The organism is Flaviflexus massiliensis, from assembly GCF_001375495.1.
In the GTDB taxonomy this organism is placed as follows: Bacteria; Actinomycetota; Actinomycetes; order Actinomycetales; family Actinomycetaceae; genus Flaviflexus; species Flaviflexus massiliensis.
Genome location: NZ_LN831058.1, coordinates 386,192 through 405,991, shown reverse-complemented (window position 1 = coordinate 405,991; position 19,800 = coordinate 386,192). Strand labels below are relative to the sequence as shown.

The following is a 19,800-nucleotide window of genomic DNA, read 5'->3' as shown; positions in this document are numbered from 1 at the left end:
AGAATCGCGGGGAATAGTCAGTATGGAGTGATTCCGAGAAGTGAGCAAATATCGAAAATTCGGTACCGCTGAATTACGGAACCGGCCGGTTGCTTAATTTCTCTCGCTTGTCACTCGCTTTCGCAGGCAGCAACTGAGAGATGCGAGAACCGGGACCACGGCAACATGTGCGCGTGATCCCGGTGCTCACTTGAGGGTGGTGCTAGGCGATTGGCCACCCTGTTAACTCTGCGTGGTTAACAGGGTGCGGTTCACCCGCCCGCGAAGGGTGGCAGTACATCCACCCGTGCCTGCTGAGGCAGGACAGTAATCTCATCGGCGTTAACCCCGTTGACAAGGAGGGCGGAGATCCCAACCAGACGTGAGAACTCTCCCGGGCGGTTGCTCGCCAGCTGGGAGCGTAGCTCTCCCGCGGTCATCCCCTCCCTGAAGGGATGGTGCTCGGAGGAGACTCCGGCAGCTTCAGCAACGGAAGCAAAGTAGCGTATTTCAACCATTTATCCACCTATTGCACTCATGGGGCGATCCGGTTGGAGGAAGCCCTCGTCGTCGATGCCGTGACCGGCCTTCTTGATCCACATGGCGCCGCGCCAACGATCTGCGATCTCGTCATCGGTAGCGCCGTCCCTCATCATTCCCATGAGGTCAATTTCTGAATCCCCGAACAGGCAGTTGCGGATCTTACCATCCGCGGTCATCCTGGTGCGGTCGCAGTTGCCGCAGAAGGGGCGGGTGACGGAGGCGATGATGCCAACATCCCCGGCGGGCAGGTCATCAGATTCTGCTCGCCACAGTTCCGCGGGAGACGTGCCGCGCACTGTGTCGCCGTACGGGGTGAGCCGGAAGTCTTTCTGCAACATTTCGAGAATGTCTTCGGCCGTGATCATGTCTTCACGCTTCCAGGTACCCCGGGGGCCGAGCGGCATGTATTCAATGAACCGGAGCTGGTAGCCGTGCTCGAGGCAGAACGCGAGAAGGGGAGATGCCTGGTCGCCGTTCACGCCCGGCATGAGGACCGCGTTGATTTTCACGGGGGTGAGCCCAACTTCTTGAGCAACCCGGGCGCCTTCAATGGCATCGGGAAGGCGGTCCCTGCGGGTGAGGGCGGCATAGTTTTCCCGGTCGATTGAGTCGATCGAAATATTGACTCGGTCCAGGCCAGCATCCTTCAGCTTCTGTGCGCGTTTTGCGAGGCCGAGAGCATTCGTGGTCAGAGACAGTTCCGGCTTCTCACCCAGATGGTTTGTCATCGTGGCTGCTTCGCCAACGATCGTTTCGAGGCTCTTGCGCAGGAGCGGCTCACCGCCGGTGAACCGAATTTCCTCAATGCCGAGCTTGTCGAGGGAAATGCCGATGAGGCGCACGATCTCGTCATCGGTTAAGAGTCGATCATTCGGGAGCGCTTGGATGCCTTCCTCGGGCATGCAGTACTGGCAACGCAGGTTGCACTTATCGGTCAGAGAGACGCGAAGATCTCGCCCGATCCTGCCAAACCTGTCCGTGAGAAGCGGCGTCTTGGGCCTGCCCGACACGTCCGGCACGGCGGAACGGACGGTGGGGATTCCGAGAGCGACGCTTGAGTTCATACACCCACGATATTCCAGGATGTCTATTTTATCCACGTTCAGCAGTGCAAATACCTGCCTGTCGTGCTTTAACCAGCTGGGTTGCCTACCCTGCCAGGGACTTCAGTCACGGGTGGTAGAAGTTAGCGGTGTGAGTTATGCGGCACCGGCGGTATGGGGGAATCGGCTTCGTAGAATGAGGGCAGGAGGGTTGCGTGAATATTAGTGACATGAGCGGGCTGGAGCTCGCGCAGGCAATCAAGAACAAAGAAGTATCGGCCACCGAGGTGCTCGACCAGACGCTGGCGCGAATCGCGAAGTTTCCCCAGGTCGGGGCCTTCGCTCACCTGACCGAGGAGCTTGCATGGCGGCAGGCCGCAGAGGTTGACGAGAGGGTTCGGGAAGGAAAAACACGGGCCTTCGATGGTGTCCCGGTCCCAATCAAGGCACTTACCCCGGTCAAGGGACAGCCCCACGAATCCGGATCCAGGTTGCTCGCCGGCAATATTGCTGAAGAGAACGACGGCATCGTTGATCTCCTCCAGGAAGCAGGGACTCTCACCGTGGGGCTGACCTCGGCACCTGAGTTTGGTTTCCCGGCCTACACCGAGCCTGAAACTGGGCCGGCTGCACGCACCCCGTGGGACACGAGAAGGACAGCGGGAGGATCCTCCGGTGGGGCCGCCGCGGCTGTTGCCACGGGCATGGTCACCGTCGCCCACGCATCCGACGGTGGTGGCTCCATCCGCATTCCCTCGGCGGCCTGCGGAACCGTTGGGCTCAAGCCCTCCCGCGGTGTTGTCTCCCCTGGGCCTGCCGGGGTGAGCGGCTCTGGGCTCACAACGGATGGTGTCATCACGCGAACCGTGGCCGATTCGGCGGCTTTCCTCGATGTCATTGCGAAGCCCTGGCCGGGAGAGACCTATCATGCGCCGCGGGACAGCGTGCGTGACAAGGCGGGAAGCTACCTCGGTGCCGTCGACATGCCGACGGGTCTCCTCAAGGTTGGACTCCTCCTGGAGCCGCTCAACCTCGAGAGCGTTGACCTGCATCCCGAAGCCCGGAACGCGGCGCTGCGCATGGCGAAGCTCCTGGAATCCATGGGGCACCTCGTTGAAGAAGTCTCCCGCCCCATCACTCCCGTGGACTGGCTTGCCTTCATGCCCCTGTGGACCGGAGCGGCCGCCGGCATTCCCATCCCTGAGTCCGACCTGGACAAGGTCACAGAACTGACGAGGTGGCTACGAACAGAGGGCCTCAGCCTCACGGCCTCGGATTACAACACGGCGGTCAATGCCGTGCAGCGACTGACCCGCAAGGTGGCGACCGGATGGGCGGACTATGACATCGTCATCACCCCGACCCTGTCGGGACCGCCCGTGTTCCCGGAGGACATCAAGCTCCCCTCCGGTAAGGATGACTTCCGTGCCCAAATGGCCTTCACGCCGTGGGGAAGCGTGTGGAATATGACCGGCAACGCCTCTATCACCCTCCCCATCCACCGAGCAGAAGTGGACGGTGTGGAACTGCCGTTTGGTGCCATGCTCGGAGCCGTGAAGCCCGGGGGAGATGCTCTCCTCCTGTCGCTCGCTGCCCGCATCGAGGAAGCCGATCCCTGGCCAACCATTCGCGAACCACTCGCGTAGTTACATGTTCAGGTGGTGAATAAGTAGTGCGGAGGCCGGTCATCATGACCGGCCTCCGCCTTTATTGGTGGAGAGAAACTCGAAGGAATTGCCTAGTTGGATTCCACTTCGAGAATCTCGCCACGTGAGTTGCCGGTGACGTAGATCGAGCCATAGTCGTGCCTGATGCTGACGTTGACCTGAGCGGTGGGTGCCTCGGCAATCAGCTTCTCCATCTGGGGAATCGCCTCGTCCTTCGTCATGTCGTTGAAGAACTCGAAGGAGTCATCATCGTAGAGCTCCAAATCCCTGGGATTCGGCACCCCGTCCTGCCAGTAGAAGCGGGTGAGATCGACATTGTCCGGAGCATCGACTCGTACGTCCTGGGTGACCTCGCCAATATCACCCGAGGGCAGCTCCGCCATTCCAGCATCGGGAATTGCGGGGAGGATGAGGTTCCAGTCAATCATGTCAGCATCAAAGTACTCGCCTGCTTCTGGCTGGGTGGGTGCCGCACCATCGTAGGTCAGCTCGTAGTCCCCGCCCCGTACGGTCACCCTGTCCCAGAGTTCAGGGTTGCTTTGGGAACGGACGGTGATGATCGCGTAATCGTCGTAGAGAAGTATTTCGGACACCTCCGAGCCGTACTCGTCGGTCGCAGCCTTAACGACGTCGCGGGCGACCGTCGGGTCTTCGCTGAACGGGGGACCATCGTATTCGCGTGCGGCACTCTCGCCTAAGACGACTGCAATGCCATTGTCCTTCGCAATGTAGAAGGCAACGCCCGCCGATACGCCCCACACGACAAGCAGGATCAAGAAGCCGACGGGGTTGAGGCGCCTGCGCTTCCGTGCTGGCTTGGTGGGAAGTGGACCGGAAAGGCGTGAGCTGAACGTTGTGTCATCCCACTCTCGAGCCTGCGCAACCGCCGAGGCCGACACTGGTTTGATGGTCCCATCGGGATCCAGGGCCACATCCGGTGCGTTCGGCCTGAGCTTCACGATCGCGTGGTCTGTTCCCGGCTGGAACTTGTGAGCATCGAACGGATCGATGCTTTTCTTCACCGTCGTCCGGTAGGGAGCATGGTCCGGGGTGACAACGACCATATTGAGTTTGTATACCCGGACATCGTTGATCAATGTTCCCGTTGCCTGTACCGAGGTCACGCGAGCCATTCCCGTGCGTCCCTCGGCGCGAAGCTGGGCGATCTGTTGAGGGCTAGCTTTCGGTGCGGTGGAGACGAGGACTCCGAGAATGATGGCGCCGAAGATGAGAGGCAGAATCGCCATGATCAAGAACGGAATGATTTCCGCCCAGGGGGCCTGTCCGTCCAATTCCGTAAAGATTGCGACGGTAATGCCGGTGCCGGCACCGGAAATGACAAAGGGAATCAGCAGTGCGAATGTGAGCAAAACATAAATCAAAATGCGGATGAGCCACATGACTCCAGCGTATCCAACCGCTTGCTGAAACACCCATTTTCACTACCATTCATGTGGTAAAAATGCGCTGGTTGCGGAAATATTTCGAACTGTAAAACCTACTGTGTTTACTTTCGATTGATTAGATAATAGTAGTTTCTGTGAAGTTTGTTTAACTGACATCTGTAGGTTGCTGGGCGTTCACCTTGGTTCGTAAGATGCCGGAGCGCAGTCACGTGCATAGATCGGTGCCTGATCAGTCCAAGAATTCTGAGTCCGGTGAGGAGTGGATTTCGTCGGCCGACCCTCATTCGATGAAATGGTGTCGCTCCAGGCTAGTTGTGCCGGGTTAACCGTGCCACAGTGTCGATGGGTCGCGACGTCAGTCCGTGTTCGATGAGAGCTGAATCAAATCAGGGTTGAGTGGAATAGACTCAAGTTTATTGGCGTTTCATTAGTCAGATCAGAAAACTGACCTTGACGAATTGAAGGACAACTTATGGATAAATTGACGACAAAGTCGCAGGAGGCAATCTCTTCTGCGTTGGAGATGGCGGTGAGGGCCGGGAATCCCCAGCTGGAGCCCGTTCACCTGCTTGCCGCGCTACTCGGCCAAAAGGATGGCATTGCCGTTGGCATTCTTGACGCGATCGGTGCCGATCAGGCAGCGCTTGCCAGCCGCACCCAGGCAGCGATTACCGCACTGCCCGGTGCACAGGGCTCATCGGTGTCTCAGCCATCAACCTCCCGCCCGTTTAGCCTCGTGCTGTCGGATGCGGGGAAGGAAGCGACCGCACTCGGGGACTCCTATATTTCCACCGAGCACCTGCTCATGGGCTTGGCTGCCTCGCAGTCGAGCGCTGGGGAGATCCTCAAGGCCGCCTCGGTCACGCGTGACCAGATCCAAGCAGTGCTTGGCCAGGTTCGTGGCAACCGCAAGGTCGATTCTCCGGACCCTGAGGGAACGTACGAGGCGCTCGAAAAGTACGGGACGGACCTCACCCAGGTTGCTCGCGAGGGCAAGCTTGACCCGGTGATCGGTCGCGATACCGAGATCCGTCGCGTGATCCAGGTCTTGTCACGCCGCACCAAGAACAACCCCGTCCTCATCGGCGAACCCGGTGTTGGTAAGACCGCGGTCGTCGAGGGGCTTGCGCAACGCATTGTTGATGGCGACGTGCCCGAGTCGCTACGCGACAAGAGGCTCATCTCCCTCGACATTGCCGCCATGGTGGCAGGAGCCAAGTACCGCGGTGAGTTCGAGGAACGCCTCAAGGCGGTCCTACAGGAAATCAAGGACTCCGACGGTGAGATCGTCACCTTCATTGACGAGCTCCACACCGTGGTCGGTGCCGGCGGTGGCAGCGAAGGGGCGATGGATGCTGGGAACATGCTCAAGCCCATGCTTGCGCGCGGTGAACTCCGGCTCGTGGGTGCCACGACACTTGATGAGTACCGAGAGAACATCGAAAAGGATGCTGCGCTCGAGCGTAGGTTCCAGCAGGTTTACGTTGGGGAACCCTCCGTCGATGACACGGTCGCGATCCTCCGCGGCATCGCACCCAAGTACGAGGCCCACCACAAGGTCACAATCTCCGATGGCGCCCTCGTGGCCGCGGCTGAACTCTCGGATCGCTATATTTCCGGCCGTCAACTCCCCGACAAGGCCATCGACCTTGTCGATGAGGCGGCGAGCAGGTTGCGGATGGAACTGGACTCCTCACCCGAGGAGATCGATATCCTCCAGCGCCAGGTTAACCGGCTCAAGATGGAAGAGTCCTACCTTGTTGACACCGATGGTGAAGGTGAAGACGAGGCGGGCGTTGAGAGGCTGGATAAGATCCGTGCCGAACTTGCGGATCGAGCCGAGGAACTTGCTGGGCTCAATGCTCGATGGGAACGGGAAAAGGCCGGGCGTAACCTCGTTGGTGACCTCCGGGTGAAACTCGATGAGCTACGCACTGACCTGGAACGAGCCATTCGCGAGGGGCGGTACGAGGATGCTGGGCGCCTCCAAAACGGTGACATTCCCGAAGTGGAACGACAGATCGCCGAAGGTGAGGCTGCCGAGAACTCCTCCGATGATCTCGAACCCATGATTGCTGACCGCGTGGATGCTGATGAGGTCGCGCAAGTCGTTGCTTCCTGGACCGGGATCCCCGTTGGCAGGCTCATGGCGACCGAGACCGAGAAGCTGCTCGACATGGAGGCGGAGATCGGTAAGCGACTCATTGGGCAAAAGAACGCCGTCCAGGTGGTCTCCGATGCTGTCCGTAGGTCCCGTGCTGGAATCTCCGACCCCAACCGCCCAACCGGTTCCTTCCTGTTCCTGGGGCCGACGGGCGTCGGTAAAACAGAGCTTGCCAAGTCGCTTGCCGACTTCCTGTTTGACGACGAGAGAGCCATCATTCGGATCGACATGTCCGAATACTCGGAGAAGCACTCCGTGGCTCGCCTCGTCGGTGCGCCTCCGGGATATGTTGGATACGAGGAGGGCGGCCAGCTCACCGAGTCGGTTCGGCGCCGCCCCTACGCGGTTGTCCTGCTCGACGAAGTTGAGAAGGCACACCCCGAAGTGTTCGACATCCTCCTTCAGGTTCTCGACGACGGAAGGCTGACGGATGGGCAGGGACGGACCGTGGACTTCCGCAATACCATCCTCATCCTCACCTCGAACCTCGGTTCCCAATACCAGGTGGATCCGACGCTTGATGAGAAGGAGCGTGAGGAACTCATCAACCAGGCCGTCCAGGCCGCCTTCAAGCCCGAGTTCCTCAACCGCCTCGACGCCATCGTGCACTTCCAGCCACTTGGTATGGATGAGATCTCGCACATTGTCGAACTCCAGATCGAGCACCTGGCCAACAGGCTCCAGGCCCGCCGCATCTCCCTCCACGTCACACCCGCCGGCAGGGATTACCTTGCGGTCGAAGGCTACGACCCGGCCTACGGTGCGCGCCCGCTCCGCAGGCTCATTCAACGCCAAGTCGGAGACGAGCTTGCCAAGCAGATCCTGGCTGGGACTGTCTCCGATGGTGACTTGGTGACAGTGGATGCTCCGGACGAGGCAGGTAAGGGAATGAAGCTCACCGTGACCCCGGGAGTCTGATTCCTTGGTGCTATGCCCGCGCCTTGACGATGCTCCTCATCGGTAAATGGCGGAGTGTTGGAAAGAAGGTGATGGAGTGGTGGCACGTACTTAAGTACGTGCCACCACTCCATTTCTAATTTGGGCAGGATGATTTAGTTATTGCCTGCTGTCTCCAGCTAGAAGGCAACCTGGGTTTCGTCAACGGGAACATAGAGGACGCCGACAACGGCATTATCATTGTCGAAAGCGACCCTGCCCATAATCTCGTCGGCCTCGAGGCGAATCGTGGTCACGCCAACGACTGTGCCCAGAATCTTGCTCATGGCCTTCCCGAGAAGGGTTGCTTCCGGCTTAAGGCCCTTTGGAGTGGTGAGAAAGGTGTTGTCGAAGCCCTCGAGTTCCCCTGCCTCCTGAAGGACCTGCTTCCACACGGCTGCAATGTCCGCGTAGGGAATCTCCTTCCGCACTCGCGGATGCATCATCGCCATCACCCGCTCCTCATCCCCTTCCGCAACCAGGGTGAAGAATCGTTCCGTCAGCTCCTCAAGGTTTTCGGTACTGCGCTGTGTCATGGTTTCTCCCGTTGTTGGGTCCGTTGGTTTGCCGAAGCGTTTGAAGGCGGCTTGGCGGGACATGCCAAGTGACTTCCCGATCTCCGCCCACGTCGCACCCTCCGAGCGCAGGTCCGTCACTGCGTCCTGGAGTTGCTGATGGGCTGCCTCGATTGCTACCTGTGCCTGCCGTAACCTATCCATGAATGCAGTCAACCAAGAGTTGACGGAATTGTTTGCTTGTTTATTGAGGATGTGAGGGCGTGGGGTGAGAGTTGCAGTCACGCCCCACGCCCTCAGGAAAGTACAACTAGGCGCTGGGCCGCTCGGAAAACTCGAGTGACTGCCTGACCTCCTTGGTGGCTGAGACCAGGTTCTTCAGGGAGGCAATGGTTTCGTCGTAGCCGCGGGTCTTCAGCCCGCAGTCGGGATTGACCCAGAGGATCCGGGGATCCACGGAATTGGCCGCGAGTTCCACGAGGTTTGTGATCTCCTCGGTGGAAGGAACGCGGGGCGAGTGGATGTCCCACACCCCGGGGCCCACACCGTGCGAAAAACCGTGGTCCTTGAGGTCTGGCAACACCTCCATGCGGCTCCTCGCCGCCTCAATCGATGTGACATCGGCATCGAGTGCCGCAATGGCGTCAATGATGTGCCCGAATTCGGAATAGCACAGGTGGGTGTGGATCTGGGTGTCGGGACGGACACCTGCCGTGGCTGCACGGAAGGAGCCAACCGACCACGCGAGATAGTCCTCGTGGCGCTCCGAATCGAGAGGGAGGAGCTCGCGCAAGGCAGGCTCATCGACCTGGATAATGGCGGCGCCGGACTCCTCTAGATCGCGAACCTCATCGCGAAGTGCCAGCGCAATCTGGTCAGCTACCTGGGAGACCGGGATGTCCTTACGAACAAACGACCAGGCAATGATCGTGACCGGCCCGGTCAGCATGCCCTTGACGGGACGATTCGTGAGGGACTGGGCGTGCTGCCACCAGGGAACGGAAATGTCACCGTTCTTGGCCACGTCACCCCACAGGATCGAGGGGCGGGTGCACCGGGATCCGTAGGACTGCACCCAGCCGTGTTTCGTGACCGCGAAACCATCGAGAAGCTCGGCAAAGTACTGGACCATGTCATTGCGTTCCGGTTCACCGTGGACGAGAACGTCAATGTCGAGGGATTCTTGCAGGCGAATGACCCGCTCGATCTCCTCCTTCATCAACCCCTCATACTCACCCTCGGTAATCCTGCCCGCCACGAGGTCGGCGCGAGCACGCCGAATCTCGGGAGTCTGCGGGAAGGAGCCGATCGTCGTCGTGGGAAGCGGCGGCAGGTTGAGCCGGGCTTCCTGGCTTCCCTCACGCTCCGTGTAGTCCCCGCGATTGCGGTCAGCTTCCGTCAGGGCAGAGACGCGCTCGCGGACCGCGGGCACGGATACGCCGGTGGCCCGTGCGCGTTCCTGTGCGACCCGGGTGCTGTCGGCAAGCTCCTTTTCGATTGAATCCCAGCCGGCAGTGAGGCCCCGATCGAGGGTGATGACTTCCTTGACCTTCTGGTCGGCGAAGGCCAGCCAGTCGTGAAGATTCTTGTTGAGTTCGGGATCGTCCCACGTCTCGAGCGCGGTGTCGTGGGGGACGTGCTGGAGTGAGGTGGACGTGCCGACAATGACCTGTGCTCCAAGAGCCCGCGCCCGCTCGAGGGCGTCCTTGGCCTTCTCGAGATCGGTGCGCCAAATATTCCTCCCATCAACCACTCCTGCCACGAGGATCCTGTCCTCGAGATCGGAGGGGGCGATGCCATGCTCGGCAAGCTGCTGCTCGGTGGGGAGCGTGCCGCGGTCGAGATCAACTCCGATTGCTTCCACACCGGTGCGCACGAGAGCGGGGAAGGCACGTGCCGAGTCCCCGTAGGGTGCGGTCAGGAGAATGCTGGGGCGATCTGAGATCTTGGCGAGGCGGGACCACACCTGCTCAACCAGGGAGGTGAGTTCCTCGCGGCTTGCGGTGAGGTTATCGGAAACGACAGCGGGCTCATCAAACTGCACCCACGTAGCGCCGGCCTCGCGGAGGGCAGTAAGTAGTTCTGCGTAGGTAGCCTCAACATCGCCCAAGCGATCCAGCGGGCTATAGCCATCGACATCGCCCTTGGCGAGGGCCAGGTAGGTGACGGGACCAACGAGTACCGGGCGAGTTTCGTAGCCCCACGAGAGAGCTTTTGTGAACCGGTCAATGATCTCGCGGTTGGTGAAGCTGATCGGGGTGGTGGGACCGATTTCGGGAACCAGGTAGTGGTAGTTGGTATCGAACCACTTGGTCATTTCCTGCGGTGCACCACGGTCGTCACCGCGTGCGAGAGAGAAGTACAGGTCGAGGCCGGTCTTGCCCCGGAACCGTTCGGGGCTGGCGCCGAGCAGATAGGTGATATCGAGGACCTGGTCGTAGAAGGATGAGTTTTCGGGCAGGGATGAACCCAGGCCCAGGCTCGTGAGGCGAGCAAGGTTATCCTTTCGGAGCTGATCCTCAGCCTCCCGCAGTTCTGTTTCGGTGAGTTTGCCGGCCCAGTAGCCTTCGAGAGCTTTCTTGAGCTCACGCTTGCGGCCCACGCGGGGATATCCGAGGATCGTCGATGTCAAAGTCATGGTTACTTCCTTTTCGTGTCAATGGTTGGGGGCGCTGAGCGCCGGTTAAACGAATTATTTGAACGAGTTCATTCGTGCTTTTGGATAGATGTGGTTGAGCGGGAGGCTCGGGGGTGGTTGGGCTAGGCGGGCCTTCCGGACTGGTGAAGAAGGGAGAGGGGAGTGCTCGACGGTGATGCGGCGGAAGGCGCCGACAGCGTTCCCGGGGTGGGGTTCTTGTCGAGCCCCAGAGCATGGAGAAGCGAGAGCGAAGGCTCGGCGCGATTGAACGTGTAAAGGTGGAGCCCGGGAGCACCCGCTTCCAGTACCTCGCGTGCCAGATTGCTTCCGTACTCGATGCCGATCCAATAGGCAGGTGATTCGATCAGCTCAACATCGGGATTCTCAAGCTCAGCCTGCTCAAGCGCCTCAAGAAGGTGGTGGGGAGCCTCGATCCCGGACAGCTCCGCGGAACGCCGGAGCCTACGCGACTCCACGGGCGGAATGAGGCCGGGGAGGATTGGGATGTGGACTCCTGCGCGGCGAGCTTTTTCAACGAAAGTTGCGTAGGGCTCGGCCTCCCACAGCATCTGCGTAATCGCGAAGCTCGCGCCCGCTGCCTGCTTGACGAGGAGCCTGTTCACCTCATCATCAACGGATGTACCTGCCGCGGGATTGCCGTTTGCAAAGGTTGCGACCGCGATCGTCAGCGGCTTGAAAGCATTGCGGAGTGCAGCTCCGGGAGAGTTTTGGCAGGCCTCGGCTTCGAGTTGGCGAATGGCGGTGACAAGCTCGACTGCTGACTGGAGGCTGTCGGGGGAGGGGGTCCAGTCGGGCTCATCAACCGGAGGATCCCCACGCAGAGCAAGGAAGGTTCTCACCCCAGCATTCAGATAGTTGGTGAGAGTCTCGGCGATCAGGTCGCGGGAGGTACCGACGCAGGTGATGTGGGCAATGGGCTGGACCGGGGTGTGGCGCACCAGCTTCGTGATGACATCGAATGAGGTACTCGAGTCCTTACCTCCCGCCCCGTAGGTCACGGAGACAAAGTCGGGACGGAACGCCATGAGTCGATCGACCGTAGCCCAGAACTTGGGTGCGTGATCGGGTCGCCGCGGTGGCATGAGCTCAAAGGAAATGAGGGGATTATTGTGCGAAAACATAGTGGTCCTCGGTGGTGACGTGTATTTTAACGCGCCGCAACAGTCTCCGACTTCGTGACCCGGGTACACGGATCACGCGTATCTGACTCATCAGTGATGTGGTGATTCAACCTGTCGAGGCAGGGATGTCCTGCATTCGGGTAGGAATCTGTGCCGCGGTGATGGGCCACAAAGTGCCGGTCCCGGTGTACTACCTTCGGCGACGAGGATAGGGTGCGGGGGAAGTTGCGGTGCTTTTAACTGAGCTGAGTACGGGCCCGAAGCCGCGATACTAGCGAAAAATGTTTAGCTGCACATTCGCGCACGAAAATCCCCGGTCGGGCGGGTCATGTGTGTGAAGTGGATCAACATGCCCACTATCTTCACCCATCCCGCCCCGGTTACGCACTCGATCCACATAGTGATACGGAAGAGTTAGATTGTGAAATGAGGAGTGGGGAAATGCTGATTTTGTGCGGAAAAGTGCGGGTGGGAATTGCGTGGGTGATGTAAGCGTTGGCTTCAGTATGGTGAAAAAGATTGGTTTTTTGTCTTTCGGGCATTGGATGAACCACCCGTCCTCCGCCACCCGCACGGGTGGCGATGCCCTCCTTCAAGCCATCGACCTTGCTGTCGCAGCAGAGGAACTGGGGGCGGATGGTGCCTACTTCCGGGTCCACCACTTCGCTCAGCAGCTCGGCTCTCCCTTCCCGCTCCTTGCCGCCATTGGTGCCAAGACGGAACGGATTGAAATCGGTACCGGAGTCATCGACATGAGGTAGCGCATGTCGGGGTTGTGGCGTTGGCGCGAACGGCTCTGCCGTTTACAGGTATCGGCAGACCTGGTCCGCGCTGCACGAGTCGGGGTCGGGCTGCGCGGCGTCGTGCCTGAGCTCGGCGATGGTGTCTCGGAGCGCTGTGAGCTGGGCGATCTGCTGCTCGATCTCGGCGAGGCGCGCGTCGAGGAGGTCGCGCACGTGCTCGCAGGGAGCAGCGCCGCCGTCGCGGATGTCGAGGATCTGGCGGATCTGGGCGAGGGTGAGGCCCGCGGCCTGGCCGCGGTGGACGAAGTCGATCCGGGCGGCCGTCTCGGGCGCGTAGTCGCGGTATCCGGACGGCGTGCGCTCGGCCGGCGGCAGCAGGCCCTGCTCCTCGTAGAACCGCAGCGTCTTCGCCGTCGTTCCCGCCCGCTCGGCGAGTTCCCCGATGCGCNCCTGCCCCTGCACCACGTGCCCCGCGCCCTGGTCAACCGCGACACCCGCGGCTTCGTCAAGATCGTCGTGGACGCCGACACGGGGAAGATCCTCGGCATCACCGCCGTCGCCAAGGACGCCGGCGAGCTCGCCGCCGCCGGGGTCCACGTGCTCGGCAAGACCGTCGCCGAGGTCGCCGACGCCTGGGCCCCCTACCTGACCATGGCCGAGGGCATCCGGATCGCCGCCAAGGCCTTCACCACCGATCCGTCGCTCCTGTCGTGCTGCGCGTGAACGCGCACGCAGACAATCGGGGGGAACGCTCAGCTGGGAGAGGAACAGACGATGAGCGGCGATAAGGGCCACGACTCGCATCGCGCGGGCGTGCTTGTCGGTGCTGGGACGGGCTTGCTCCTGTTGGCATGCTGCGCGCTTCCGCTGCTGATCTGCTGCGGCCTGCCTCTCCTCGCCGCGGGCGGAGCCCTTGCAGGTATCGGAGGTTTCCTCGGCAACCCTTGGCTCATCGGTGCCGGGATCGCAGTCGGGGTGGCCGTCACAGCGGCGATCGTCCTCCGGCGACTGCCGCGGCACCGACGTCGCTCGACCGGCGGCTGCGGCAATCGTTCGACTACTGACCGGGGTCAGTAGTTCGAGTGGCTCCAGTCATCGTCGCCAGCTCGGCCACGTCGGCATCCCGCGACCCTTCCAGGTCTCCACGAGACCAGCAACCCAGCGGACGGACGCGAAGACCCCGTAGCCGGCCGCCGCGAGGCCCACGGCGATCACGAGCCAGCGCCCGATCCCGAGCCACACGCTACCGTCCACGTCCAGCGCCCACTGAGCGCCGGTGATGAGCCCGGCGATGCCCATCCAGAGCCCGGCGATGACGACCACCACCGGCAGGAGCGCGAGGCACATCGCGGCGGCGGCCGACCACAGCTGCCGGGCCTCCAGCTTCGCGGTGGCGGCGATGATCCGCTCGGCCCGTTCGTTCGACGCGTCGAGGTTCGCGGTCATCGTGGTCGAAGCCTCTCCGGTGACCTGCTCGACGGCCTTCTGGACCCGCTCCTCGGTGTGCTTCTCGATCCGCTGCACCGCCCAGCCGACCTGTCTGACGAGCTTCTGGTTCGCCGCGGCCTGCGCCTTGAGCCCCTCAATCGCCGATGCCGTAGCCACGTGGTTCCTCTGCGCCTCCGCGACCAAGCTCTGCGACGCGGCGTTTAAGCTCTCGCCGTTGAGACTCTGCGCGAACTCGCCGAGCGTGCTCGCGATCTCGTTCTGCCTGCTCTCGATACTCGCGATCCTCGCGGACACGTCGCTGGAGGGCGAGGAGGTTGACGCCGGGGCCGTGATCCGCTCCAGCCGCCTCGTCGTCTCCTCGTCCATGACCTTCACGAACCCCGCGAGCTTCTTCTGCTGCTCGGCCAGCCGGTCGAGCCTCGCGTTCTGCGCCTCGACGGCGGCGAGGATCGAGGTCAACGCCTCCATCGTCTCCGGACTGTCGAGCTGCTGCTGCGATCCGCTCTGCGCGTTCTGCTGCTTCAGCCTGTCGAGCGCTGCGCTCATGTTCCTGCTCCTCCTGCTGCTGGTGGTAGTCGAAGAACGCCCGCGCGCCCTCCGGGGTGAAATCTGTCGAGAGCGCACTCGTGCGCTTGCGTCGCTCGGCACGCCCGGACTCGCCGCGGCGGTCCTCGATGTAGAGCGTCCACGTCTCCTTGCCGACGTTCTTCCCTCGCTTGCTGATGGCGGTGTGGAGGCGCATCCGCGGCACCCGCTCCCCGTCATCGCCGAGCTGCTGGTTCTGCTCCTCGATCACCGCTTCGAGACCGGCCTTGTCCACCGCACGGGGATCAGCCAGGGCGGCGCTCATCCGGTCGCCCATCTCGCGGTCGAGCCCGCCCTCGGCGAAGTCCTCGCGGCGCAGCTCCCAGTCCTTCGGTGCGTGCTCCAGACGCTTCACGACCGAGAGACCGTGCTCGCGCATGAGTTCGTCGTTCGCTGACTGAACGCCCCGCTGGTTCCCGGCCTTGCGGTCGTGGAACGTGCGGTAGTCGCTGAGCGCTCTTCCCGTCCGATTGCTGTGGTTGATGACCAAGATGTGGTTGTGCGGCTTCTTCCCGCGTCCGTCCACATGACTGACCACGAGGCAGTCGGAATCTGGGTGCATCTTCTTCGCGAGTTGATAGCCCAGATCGTTCACCCGCTGCACGTCCTCCGGATTCTTCGGGTCGAACTCCTCGTCGCTGAACGACTGCCTGTAGTGCAGCGCCTCGACGTCGCGCTTCGTGTTCTGGGTGAGCGCGCGGGCGCGCGCCGAGAACGCGCCGGGGCCATCCCCCCCCATGGCCCCCAAAATGAGCCCCAAAATGCCCCCGCGGGACCCCGCGACGGAGCGAGGGCGGAACAGTTGTTTAAAAGAGACAGCCCGGACCCACCCGGGGCCGTTCCGCACGAGTGCGAACCGCCCCGAGCGTGGCGTCATCGAAGCGCGTATCGAGCCGCCCGCCGCTGCCACGACGACGCTCCGCGCCGCCGTGACTCTGGCGCACAGCCTCCGCATCAGCCCGACCGGTGTTCACCCGGGAGTCGGCCTGCTGCTCCGCCTGTACGCCAGAATGGCAAGCAGTAGCCGTGTCGGACATTTCGCTGGCGCTCATGTCCTCCCCGGCTGCTTGCGAGGGGGCTCCGCCCCCTTCGATCCCCTGGAAGAGCGCATCGCGTTCGGTGCTCATGCGGCACCTCCGATCAGCGCCAGCGGCACGTCAGGGCTCCGCACCGCGAGCCCACCCAGCAGCTCAGCAACCGCGCCATCCGCATCATGTTCGGCCGAGGTCTCCGGACCGTAGGTCAGTTCCCGCGACCCGACGTTCTGGTGGTACGCGTTGCCGTACATGCCGGGCGTGTGCGCGGCGGCCGGAACGCTGCACTGGTGCCACTCGTAGGGCTCGATCTTCCCGATGTGCTGCACGAGGTAACGATTGATGTCGTCGGCACGATAGACCTTCACGACCGAGGCCAGCCGGCGGATGAACTGGTCCAGTGCCTCGTCCACGTTGCCCATCTGGCGGGCGTAGTAGAAGAACTCGACGGGCTCGATCGTCGCCGTGATGACGATGAGGCGCGGGGCCACCTCGCCCTTGTTCTTGTAGCGGGCCTTCGCAGGCGAGGCGTTGTACGGATCGAGCAGCAGCAGCCAGTCGTTCGCATCCATCGCCGAGGCCCGCAGATCGTCCAGCAGCAGCACCTCCTCGCCCCGCCAGTCATCAAGCGGGTTCCCCGTCGCGGCCCGGTAGACCTGCCACCGCTCGCCGTGCGCGTTCGCCGCGTTGATCGCCTCGGTAATGAAGTCCGTGGCGAACCGGGTCTTGCCGATCCCGGCATCCCCATGGACGAACACGACGTGCGTCGAGAACTCACCGGCGCGCAGCTTCGCCGCCGCCCGGTATGCGCGACGCTGGCCGTAGGCCGACAGCGCGTCGTCGATCTCCCGCTGATGCCGTGAGTAGATGTCGAACAGCTCGTCCGTGAGCATGATCTGATCCCGCGTGATCTCACCCTGGAGAACGCGCTCCCGCATGTCCTCGAAGTTCTCGGCGACGATCTTCTTCTTCACGTGGGCGCGGCCCTTCTGCCACGTCTCCCGGCGCTGGGCGTCGATCCCGAGGTAGTCAGGCCCGCGCACGGTGGCGACCTCCGAAGGCGCGTACTGGTGCTTGTCCGCGTACTTCACGTGCGTCAGATACGACAGCATGTTGTCGAAGGCGTACCGCCCGCGGCCAGGCTTCTCGACGTACTGGGGCTCGACGCCGATGCCGAACGCGAGCCGATCCAGCGGCGCACTCTTCGCACGGCTGGCGAACTTGATCACGGCGTGCAGGTGCTCGGGCTTCGGTTCGACCACCAGGGCCTTCTCCGTGTCGCTCCAGACCTCGCGCTCGTCCTTGTCGTGCACGATGCCGTAGGCCTCGACGACCTCGCAGCCGGTGGCCTCGAGCCGCTGCACCACGTAGGCGAGGATCGCCTCGGCACCCTGCTGGAGCAGCGCGGCCCCGTTCGGGTCCTCGGCAGCCCAGGCCCAGTACGACGGATCGAGGTACTGCGTGAGCCCGATGCTCGTCGGGTTGTTTTCCTGCTTAGCCACGGCGACCACCCCCGCCGCGGACGGCGCGGCGGGCCTCAGAGGGAGTGCGGCGCCTAAATGACCCCCCATTGACCCCCAAATGAGACCCCAAATGATCCCGCGGGACCACGCGACGGAGCGAGGGCGGAACAGTCCGCTGACCAGGCAAGTTGTTGCAAGGCGCGGCAATCGACAAGCCCTTGCCGCGCCCGTAGGAACGAATGAGGGTCTCGTAACTCTTGGAGTGCGAAGCACGGCTACGGGCAGTCATCACGACGACGGGCAGCCCGCCTTCGGCGGGTGCTAGGCCAGGCCCTCCGGGCGGGGTCAGGTCGGTGGAAGCGGTGCTGAGGTTGCGTGCGTCGGCGTACATCAGCGACCACCGCCCCGGCCGTAGCGCTTGATGACAGCCTGGTGCGTGACGCCGAGGGCGTCGCCGATCCTGGCCCAGGTCACCCCATCGGCTCGGGCGTCGGCGACGGCGATCTCGACGGCCTCCTCCAGCACAGAGCGGAGCACGCCGAGGTCGTAAAGCTGGGCCTCGGCGTCGGCGAGGGACGGGTCGCCCTGACGCCAGCGGAAGCCGGTCAAGTGATCGAAGGCGGCGGAGTTCGCGCTCATCAGCGACCACCGCCCATCACAGAGGCAACGGCGGCGCGCTGGCGCGGGGTCAGCGGAGTGAGTCGGGGTCAGCGGAGTGAGTGCCAGGCGCTCACCGGCTCGGCGGCCAGCGGCGCGGGCGGCGGCGATGACGGGATCGTGGCCGTCTGCCTGCGGAGAAGGAGTGGAACCCCGATCGAGGCCAGGGCGGACGAGCGCGGATGCGCGGGGAACGTCGATAACGACAGACATCGGAAGTCCTCAGACATGAGTATCTTCCGGTTCCCCGCCACGGTAATTGGGCTGTTTGACCGGCTACTCATCCGGGAGCAGAACCCCGCGCTTCTAAGTCGCGGCCCCGGTGGGATCTTCTTGTCTGCAACCATTCTCCCATGACTCGACTCACCAGTGCAATGACGAGTCGAGTCATGAGTCAGTCGCGTCTCGGCTCGATCCGCACGAGATCGGGGTCGAACTTCACGTGACCCGGCATGATGGGCTCGATGGTCACGGTCACCAGCTCGTCCACGAGCATCCGGCGACGGTCCATGTCCAACGCCTTCCACTTCGACTCGACAACCTCGCGGCGCTCCGTGGTGCCGACCGGCTCATCCACCTCCGCCAGCAGCTTCGCCGCCACCGACACCGAGCGGTCGAGCAGCTCCGCGTCGATCTCGTCGATGCGAGCCTTCACGTCGTTGATCGCCGCCGTGATCTCCAGGACCGGCTGATGGATGTCGCGCAGCAGCGGGCTCAGCTCCTTCACCCGCTCTACCAGGGCGTTCCGTTCGGTCAGCAGTTCCTCGCGATCCGGCCCGGCGGCTTCCTGCGGCATCACGAGGTCGTGCACGTCCACGGACGACAGGCGCGTGAGCACCGCCTCGTTGACCATCGCATCGACGGGCTCGCGCTGGCGGGTGAGGTGGAACTGCTCGCCACAGCGGTACGTCGGCTGCTTGCGGCTGTTCGTCCCCGAGACGAGCGTCGCGCCGCACTTCCCACAGAGGCCGATCGTGGACAGGAGGTACTTCGGCTGATTGCCCTGCCTCGCCGACCTCCGCACGTTGTCCTCCAGCTTCGCCACCGCGGCCCGCCACGTCTGCTCGCCGACGATGGGCGGGAACGCCTCGCCCTGCACAGGGTACAGCTCGCCGGTCTTGTAGTGGCGGATGAAGCCAGCGTAGAGCGAGTTCGCCAGGAGGTACCGCACGGCATCGACGGAGAACTCGGACCCGCGCGCGGTGAGATGACCGGCGTTGTTCAGGTCCTCACGGATGCGCCGGATCGACAGCGATGGCTCGCCGAGGAACGCGTCGAAGGCCCGCCGGACGGCGGCGGCCTCCTCCTCGATCACTTCGCCCTCCCGCGTCCAGCCGAACGCCTTCCAGGTGGACGCAGGTATGCCCTCGGCACGTCGGCGCTCGTTCGACCTGATCTGCCGCTCCGCCTTCCGCCGTGCCTCGAACCGGGCGAGTGCTGCGAGCATCGTCGCCCGGAACTCTCCATCCGCTGTCGAGAGATCGATCTCGCCGTCCACTGTGACGACGCGCAGGCCGAGGTCGATCAGCGTGTTGAGGTCCTTCGTGCTCCGCAGCAGTCGGTCCATGTCCACGGCGACGACCATCGAGAACCGACCTGCTCGGGCGTCGTCCAGCATCTCGGCCCAGCGGGTACCAGCTCGACGCTTCCTCGTCGCCGACACCGCGTTGTCCTCGTAGACCTCGACCACGTTCCAGTCCTTGGCCTCGGCCAGTGCCCTGATCTTCCTCAGTTGGGTATCGACCGTCCAGCGGTCGCCCTTGCGGTCCATGGAGGCGCGGACGTAGGCCGCCACCTCGTTCGTCTTCCTCAGCGCTACCAGTTCGACCATGCAAC

17 protein-coding genes are annotated in these 19,800 nt (G+C 62.8%); 4 read left to right on the top strand and 13 right to left on the bottom strand.

The features are described 5' to 3' along the window. Nucleotides 1–251 precede the first annotated feature (251 nt). Nucleotides 252–497 (bottom strand): MoaD/ThiS family protein, encoded by a 246-nt coding sequence (locus BN1241_RS05750; RefSeq protein WP_054952732.1) that lies wholly within the window; start codon nucleotides 495–497, stop codon nucleotides 252–254. Next, on the bottom strand, nucleotides 498–1,586 hold the full coding sequence (gene moaA, locus BN1241_RS05745; RefSeq protein ID WP_054952731.1) for a GTP 3',8-cyclase MoaA: 1,089 nt from the start codon (nucleotides 1,584–1,586) through the stop codon (nucleotides 498–500). 194 nt (nucleotides 1,587–1,780) lie between these two features. On the opposite strand from moaA, the gene BN1241_RS05740 reads away from it, so the two are divergent. Then, the gene (locus BN1241_RS05740) at nucleotides 1,781–3,211 is read left to right on the top strand and encodes an amidase (protein WP_230198273.1); all 1,431 of its coding nucleotides are present in this window, start codon (nucleotides 1,781–1,783) and stop codon (nucleotides 3,209–3,211) included. A gap of 92 nt (nucleotides 3,212–3,303) precedes the next feature. Here BN1241_RS05740 and BN1241_RS05735 read toward each other — a convergent pair whose 3' ends face one another. Beyond that, on the bottom strand, nucleotides 3,304–4,665 hold the full coding sequence (locus tag BN1241_RS05735) for a hypothetical protein (RefSeq protein WP_054952729.1): 1,362 nt from the start codon (nucleotides 4,663–4,665) through the stop codon (nucleotides 3,304–3,306). A gap of 445 nt (nucleotides 4,666–5,110) precedes the next feature. Between BN1241_RS05735 and clpB the strand changes: the two genes are divergently transcribed. Continuing rightward, a complete protein-coding gene (gene clpB / locus BN1241_RS05730; RefSeq protein ID WP_054952728.1) occupies nucleotides 5,111–7,720 on the top strand; it encodes an ATP-dependent chaperone ClpB in 2,610 nt (869 codons plus the stop codon). Nucleotides 7,721–7,878: 158 nt separating this feature from the next. Here the strand turns inward: clpB and BN1241_RS05725 are convergent, their stop codons facing one another. From BN1241_RS05725 to BN1241_RS05715, 3 genes are all read right to left on the bottom strand, one after another. Then, nucleotides 7,879–8,457 (bottom strand): hypothetical protein, encoded by a 579-nt coding sequence (locus BN1241_RS05725; protein WP_077138299.1) that lies wholly within the window; start codon nucleotides 8,455–8,457, stop codon nucleotides 7,879–7,881. A 106-nt stretch (nucleotides 8,458–8,563) separates the two neighbouring features. Beyond that, on the bottom strand, nucleotides 8,564–10,891 hold the full coding sequence (gene metE, locus BN1241_RS05720; protein WP_054952726.1) for a 5-methyltetrahydropteroyltriglutamate--homocysteine S-methyltransferase: 2,328 nt from the start codon (nucleotides 10,889–10,891) through the stop codon (nucleotides 8,564–8,566). A gap of 122 nt (nucleotides 10,892–11,013) precedes the next feature. Beyond that, on the bottom strand, nucleotides 11,014–12,033 hold the full coding sequence (locus tag BN1241_RS05715) for a methylenetetrahydrofolate reductase (protein WP_054952725.1): 1,020 nt from the start codon (nucleotides 12,031–12,033) through the stop codon (nucleotides 11,014–11,016). Nucleotides 12,034–12,512: 479 nt separating this feature from the next. On the opposite strand from BN1241_RS05715, the gene BN1241_RS12555 reads away from it, so the two are divergent. Further along, nucleotides 12,513–12,794 (top strand): LLM class flavin-dependent oxidoreductase, encoded by a 282-nt coding sequence (locus BN1241_RS12555; protein WP_230198272.1) that lies wholly within the window; start codon nucleotides 12,513–12,515, stop codon nucleotides 12,792–12,794. Nucleotides 12,795–12,836: 42 nt separating this feature from the next. On the opposite strand, the gene BN1241_RS05705 is transcribed toward BN1241_RS12555, so the two are convergent. Next, nucleotides 12,837–13,178, bottom strand: a complete 342-nt coding sequence (locus BN1241_RS05705; RefSeq protein WP_452124448.1) for a heavy metal-responsive transcriptional regulator — start codon at nucleotides 13,176–13,178, stop codon at nucleotides 12,837–12,839. On the opposite strand from BN1241_RS05705, the gene BN1241_RS13660 reads away from it, so the two are divergent. After that, nucleotides 13,074–13,499: a hypothetical protein gene (locus BN1241_RS13660; protein WP_452124447.1), complete on the top strand. Its 426-nt coding sequence runs from the start codon at nucleotides 13,074–13,076 to the stop codon at nucleotides 13,497–13,499. The genes BN1241_RS05705 and BN1241_RS13660 overlap by 105 nt on opposite strands. A 369-nt stretch (nucleotides 13,500–13,868) precedes the next feature. Here BN1241_RS13660 and BN1241_RS12265 read toward each other — a convergent pair whose 3' ends face one another. From BN1241_RS12265 to BN1241_RS05670, 6 genes are all read right to left on the bottom strand, one after another. Further along, on the bottom strand, nucleotides 13,869–14,381 hold the full coding sequence (locus BN1241_RS12265; RefSeq protein WP_230198271.1) for a hypothetical protein: 513 nt from the start codon (nucleotides 14,379–14,381) through the stop codon (nucleotides 13,869–13,871). Then, nucleotides 14,359–15,549, bottom strand: a complete 1,191-nt coding sequence (locus tag BN1241_RS12260) for a relaxase/mobilization nuclease domain-containing protein (protein ID WP_077138296.1) — start codon at nucleotides 15,547–15,549, stop codon at nucleotides 14,359–14,361. The genes BN1241_RS12265 and BN1241_RS12260 overlap by 23 nt, the downstream gene beginning before the upstream one ends. Nucleotides 15,550–15,616: 67 nt before the next feature. Continuing rightward, nucleotides 15,617–15,937 (bottom strand): hypothetical protein, encoded by a 321-nt coding sequence (locus BN1241_RS05690; RefSeq protein WP_230198270.1) that lies wholly within the window; start codon nucleotides 15,935–15,937, stop codon nucleotides 15,617–15,619. Beyond that, entirely contained in the window at nucleotides 15,934–17,346 is a 1,413-nt protein-coding gene (locus BN1241_RS05685) for a Rep family protein (protein ID WP_230198269.1), read from the bottom strand. The genes BN1241_RS05690 and BN1241_RS05685 overlap by 4 nt, the downstream gene beginning before the upstream one ends. A 351-nt stretch (nucleotides 17,347–17,697) precedes the next feature. Continuing rightward, nucleotides 17,698–17,946: a hypothetical protein gene (locus BN1241_RS05680; protein WP_007321353.1), complete on the bottom strand. Its 249-nt coding sequence runs from the start codon at nucleotides 17,944–17,946 to the stop codon at nucleotides 17,698–17,700. Nucleotides 17,947–18,358: 412 nt separating this feature from the next. After that, entirely contained in the window at nucleotides 18,359–19,795 is a 1,437-nt protein-coding gene (locus BN1241_RS05670) for a recombinase family protein (RefSeq protein WP_054952721.1), read from the bottom strand. Nucleotides 19,796–19,800 lie beyond the last annotated feature (5 nt).